The organism is Paenibacillus ottowii (genome assembly GCF_050516475.1).
Taxonomy (GTDB): Bacteria; Bacillota; Bacilli; order Paenibacillales; family Paenibacillaceae; genus Paenibacillus; species Paenibacillus ottowii.
The window spans coordinates 4,047,661-4,051,541 of sequence record NZ_CP191577.1 but is presented as its reverse complement, the minus strand read 5'-3'; the positions used below and the strand labels follow the sequence as shown (position 1 = coordinate 4,051,541).

Annotated in this window: 3 protein-coding genes and 1 pseudogene; 1 reads left to right on the top strand and 3 read right to left on the bottom strand. The window is 38.2% G+C overall.

Annotation, left to right across the window (positions count from 1 at the left end):
* Positions 1-114: 114 nt before the first annotated feature.
* Entirely contained in the window at positions 115-1,182 is a 1,068-nt protein-coding gene (locus tag ACQQ6X_RS18850; RefSeq protein ID WP_305166553.1) for a fibronectin type III domain-containing protein, read from the top strand.
* A gap of 169 nt (positions 1,183-1,351) precedes the next feature.
* Here the strand turns inward: ACQQ6X_RS18850 and ACQQ6X_RS18845 are convergent, their stop codons facing one another.
* The 3 genes and pseudogenes from ACQQ6X_RS18845 to ACQQ6X_RS18835 all read right to left on the bottom strand — a co-directional run bounded on the left by ACQQ6X_RS18845 (position 1,352) and on the right by ACQQ6X_RS18835 (position 3,554).
* On the bottom strand, positions 1,352-1,807 hold the full coding sequence (locus ACQQ6X_RS18845) for a hypothetical protein (protein WP_305166552.1): 456 nt from the start codon (positions 1,805-1,807) through the stop codon (positions 1,352-1,354).
* Positions 1,808-1,990: 183 nt separating this feature from the next.
* Positions 1,991-2,850 (bottom strand): annotated as a pseudogene (locus ACQQ6X_RS18840) (ATP-dependent DNA ligase).
* A gap of 185 nt (positions 2,851-3,035) precedes the next feature.
* Entirely contained in the window at positions 3,036-3,554 is a 519-nt protein-coding gene (locus ACQQ6X_RS18835; protein WP_305166551.1) for a GNAT family N-acetyltransferase, read from the bottom strand.
* Positions 3,555-3,881: the final 327 nt, after the last annotated feature.

The following is a 3,881-nucleotide window of genomic DNA, read 5'->3' as shown; positions in this document are numbered from 1 at the left end:
TAAATATGCAAATATTTAGATTATATTTATAGATAAGCAAGTTTATGTTTAGACATATTTTTAGGAATATATTACCTTAGTATCTGTTCAATAGATCACTGGGGGGATTATAAAATGAAATGGATTTCTTTTAAAAAAATCGGTGTTGTTGCAGGTATATTTTTCTTTACATCAATTCTCTTTTCTAACATGAGCGTCTTTGCAGCAAAAGTTGGGGAACGCTTGGATACACCTGAACCTGGATGGACCCGGTATGACGATCGATCACCAGAATTAATTTATGGGAATGACATGGTTAAAATAGCGGATGCAGAAGACTACAACAAGACAGTGTTAGGAGCTGCTCATAATAAGCCAAGTACTATTAATTTTAAATTCGATGGAACAAAAATTAGACTGATTATCAATATGTCAGATTCATATACTAAAAAAGTAGGGATTAGCATAGATGGTAATGTAGAATACTTTACTGCGTATAGAGAGTCTTGGTCGCATCAACGCTTAGCTTATGAGAAAACAGGTCTAAAAAAAGGTGTACACATCGTTAAAATTTGGACTGAGACTCCGTCAGAAAACTATGTAGTTTACGATTACCGATTTGATGCTATAGATATAGACTCTGATGGAAAGCTCATTGATTACAATGCTTCACAAATTAATCTAAATGCTGAGGCAGGGAATAGTCAGGTTACACTGAAGTGGAATCAGGTTAAAGACTCAGAAAGCTATACTATAAAATACGGAACAGAATCAGGTAAATACACTGAAACGGTAACAGCAACAAAAGATGCATATGGAAACTTTGTTATTCCCGGTCTGACCAACGGAACAAAGTACTACTTTGTTGTAAGTGCTAAAGTGAACGGTGCCGATTCTGAATATTCCAATGAAGCATCTGCAATTCCACAAGGGGGAGACAGTCAAACTGACCCTGAGCAGCCAACGGGTAATCGTGCTATTCTGGTAGTCACTATGACAACTGGCTTAGAGAAGGAATTCGACCTAAGCATGAAAGAGGTCAATGACTTTATTGCATGGTACAACGGCAAACAGGCTGGTTCTGGATCGGCTTCATACGCCGTTAATAAACATGATAACAATAAAGGGCCGTTCAGCAGCCGAAAGGATTATATGCTGTATGATCGTATTCTAACGTTTGAAGTAAGTGAATACTCTAAATAAATTTAAAGGCTCTGCCAGCCTTAATTGGTCTGCAGAGCCTCTTTTCGCTAATCGATTTGAATTTAGAAGAGAGGCGAAAGAGGACTCCAATGGTTTAGCCGATAGAGTCCTTTTCTTTGTTATGTAAGTCGGATGTATATGAATCCACTTAGTAATTGCTGCACATTAATTAGAATTGTCTCGCGCTTACCTGGAGGTCCATACTAGAACCGTCCTTGTTATAAATGTATAACTTATATGAATTTGTTTTTTGGGTGTAAACCTGAATGTTCTTTTGTTTCCCAGGTTCGAGTGATAATTCTAAAGGATCTTTTCCGTCTATACCAAACTTGATATAGACTGTTGAACTTCCATTATTTTTAATGAAAACATTGGCGTCTTGTCCATTCCTAGGGTCCATGGTAAAGGTTTTTTCCAATGCTCCTTTTCCAATGTGATGTATCGGATTAATCAATTGAACATCAAAAGGAGTAATAACATGCCCGTCCTGATTCTCAGTATTTTCAATCACTTTAACGTAACCAATATCAGTTTGATTTGCTGAAATTGAATCCTGTGCAAAAGCGGCGGAGCTTAGTGATAGAAGCAATGATGTGGCGATACCAAAACACATTAATCTTTTCAAATTAAATCCATTCTTTCTATAATTTAACTGAAAAAATAATTATATATAATCTGTATATCTGTGTACATAGTCACTAAGTACCATATAATCTAGTTGTTAAGAGAATTGAGAAAAGGCAGTCTTATTTGCGTTATATAATAGAAAGCTCTGCCGACAATTAAGGTTAGCAGAGCTTTTTGTTTATTAGACTTTAAACTCTGTAAAAACTGGACTTCGTAATAACCCCGCCTTAGTCCAGTTACGCATCTTTACGCGAGCCCTTATACGTGGTTCCACATAAACATACTCGCGATCCTTCCCAATTATCAATGATTTAGACACTCCATAAAACGCCTTCTTATGTGTCGGCGTTGCACCCAGCTCAATGATACCAGACGGACGAATTTTACTACTCTCATTCGGTACGCCTGCAAGCCACACGAATTCCTTTTTACGATAACCTGTTATAAATACGTCAGCATAGGACCAGTTAATGACCTTCTGCCAAGACGCTGATCGACGGCTGATATACGTTCTCTCTTTACGCTTGGCGACCACGCCTTCCATACCGCGCGCTTCTATCTGCTCAAACAACGCCTCACCGGCGCCTTCAATATACGGAACAACCCCGAAACTCGGGCTAGAAAGAGTTAGACTAGCGAGTATGGACTTACGTTCCGTAAGCGGTAGGCTCCGCAAATTCTCGCCTTTAAAGCTCAAGACATTGAAGACAACGAAAGTAGCCGGTAATTCAGCTACGAGCTTAGTAATCTTGTCCGCCTTCTTTGCCTGAAAGCGTGACATAACGGATTCAAAATCCGATACACCCGTTATCGGATCAACGCACGCAATCTCACCGTTCAACACGATGTCATACGGGAATGTAGCGCTACTATCTCCGGGTATTGGTGTGTGCAGTCGTTATTATGGCGCGTGAATAAGCGTACAATGCCGTTCTGTTGCGAATATATTAAGCGGTGGCCGTCTATTTCCGGTTCGAAGATATAGCGCGAATCCGAAAAGGGGGCAGCTGCTGTTGCAAGTAACATTGGAGAAATGAACAATAGACCACCTCAAGTTAATTATAACGCTCATTTGTACTGTAGTGAGGCGGTAAGTATTGGTGTCAGCAGAAAATAAAGTATTAGACTGAGCCTAGAAATTGAAACAGCGACAGCCAAGGACGAGAAAATAAAGTCCTAAACTGCCGCTGTTTTATTGAACTAAAGTATCTCGTTAGCTCAATGTATTAAGCCATTTTTAGTTTATATGTAGGATGCTCAAGGCCTGTTGCATCATAATATTCATTATGGGTGTATTCAAAACCAAGCTTTCCAAGCAATTTTGCGGATGCTGCATTTTCCGGATGATGTCCCGCCACAATGTACTCTGTTTTAAGGTTATTACGGGCGTGTTCTAACACTGCAGACGCTGCTTCAAAGGCATACCCTTTACCCCAGTATTCGTTTTTAAGATGAAAACCTAATTCAAACATTTGTGTTCCTTTGTTGTATGGCCTTAACCCACAACAACCTATCATTCCACCCCTTTCTAATTCAAATAAAGGCCAATACTGGACTTGAAAATTAAGGTTATTTTGAATTTCTTTTAATAGTTTATTATTAATCTCTTCTATAGAAAATTGACCATTTCCATTAATAAATCGTGATACTAGCGGGTTTCCCCATAATTCAATAGCCAAATCTAAATCACTCAAATCCCACTCTGAAAACCCCAATCGGTTTGTCTGGAAAATGAAATTTCTCATTAAAAAATCACACCTTTAATCTTTCATTTATTAGTTTTACTTAGTAATCTTTATTTTATCACTAAACTCCAGAGAAACAAAACATTAGATCTACACTATCCTGTGCTCGTTAGCTTAATGAAGCAACGTTAGTCTAATACTTTATTTTCTCAGTCTACAACTTTATTTTCTTTGGATAAATTAGAGACTAAAAGTTCTGCTAACCTTATTTGGTCGGCAGAGCTTTTATCGTTTCTAACAGTTCTGTGTTAGCTGGTATATATTTCGTTTTAGCTTCTTCATATAATTTGCCGAGGTACTCAATTGTCGTCCTATACCATGTTGAAA